Here is a 1,519-nt window from a genome sequence, read left to right on the forward strand (position 1 = left end):
TGATTGTACAGAATCAGAATACGTTCTAAAAGAAGCTAAATCTTGAATACTTAACTCGCTAGTCAATTCTTTCAGGGCTTGGTGCCAATGAGTCACTTCCTCTGCTAAATAACGAAGACTTGCTTGCATTTGAGGATTTTCTTTTTCAAATTCAGGAAGGTATTGATGGCGTACACGATTTCGGAAATAGTCCTGTGAGTCATTGCTACTATCTTCAAAGTGAGGGATTTCCATCAACTCATCTTTGGTAAAAATTAACAAAGGACGGATTAGCTCACCCTTGCCAAATGGTTGGCGTACAGGAATGCCACTTAAATGGCGTAATTTTGTTCCTCGTATCAAGCGCATGAAAGTTGTTTCAGCTTGATCATTTGCATGATGACCTGTTACTAAAGCAGTGCAATCTTCTTTCTCCATAATCTGTTTAAAAAAATCATAACGAAAGGTACGAGCTTTTGCTTCCGTAAAATCACCCGAATAGTGAGCCACATGAATACGTGTCTCTCGCCTATCAGCTAGCGTTCGAAGTTCACTTTCTTCTAAATCTGATTCTGGTCTTTGTCCATGATTGATATGAGCGAGTACCAGATGGATTTTCAATCGTTCTTTATTCTTATATAAAAGTTCATACAGATTCATTGAATCCAATCCACCAGATAAGGCAACTAAAACACGGCGATGGGGAGTAAATAGATCTTGTTTTTCACAAAACTCTAAAAATCGCTTTTCCATTATTTCAATACCTCATAGATATCCTTTGAAATGTTGGAAATCGTATCATAATTCGAATGATCTGTAAAAACGACTAGTACATAGGGTGAATTTGTGTATACAATCGCAACATCATGTCTAAAATCATAGGCATCTCCAATTTTATGAGCAACTTTTACTGGAAGGTCACGCGCAATCCGTTGATCATCATATTTTGTAGAGGAGAGTGCATCAATAATAGAGCCATTTTGTTGATAGACAGCCTCCATGACATTGCCAGCCATTTCAGCGGATGCTTCTCTTTTTTCAACATCCCAATGTTTCTTTGCAATTTTATCCAAAGTTTTTTGGAAGTCTTGATCTGATTGATGAGTGACATAATAATTCAAGATATTATGTCCAACATTATCTGATTCTTTTGCAATTTTATCTACCAACTCTTGAACACTATATTCTTTTCCATCTGGTGTTTTTGAAAGGCTACCACTTCCTTCTGGTTCATAGCCACCTTTGAAATCATTGACTTCTGGAATATATTTGTAGGTTGTAGTTGGAGAAATGGCTTTTTTATTGAGCTGTTCTTGGACGTAGTACAAGTATGGTAATTTCGTTACACTGGCAGAATACATTTCTTTTTGCGGATTGATTCCAGCAGTATTTCCAGTCTCTAATTGTTTTACATAGATTCCATACGAAGGAGAATTGTATTTACTATTTAACAAGTCCTGGACTTTTTCCATTCGATTATCTTTTTCAGTAACGAATGGTTTGTTCACCCAGCCCTGACCTTCAATCTCCACAAATTCAT

The 1,519-nt window shown here is 36.7% G+C and carries 2 protein-coding genes; both read right to left on the minus strand.

What is annotated here, in order from left to right; genetic code table 11:
• Positions 1-732: tRNA lysidine(34) synthetase TilS (gene tilS / locus ACZQCL_RS09450; protein WP_482483028.1), on the minus strand; the 732-nt coding region annotated here is incomplete at its 3' end.
• Positions 732-1,519: serine hydrolase (locus ACZQCL_RS09455; protein WP_482483029.1), on the minus strand; the 788-nt coding region annotated here is incomplete at its 5' end. The genes tilS and ACZQCL_RS09455, both read right to left, overlap by 1 nt.

The organism is Holdemanella sp. (assembly GCF_056804935.1).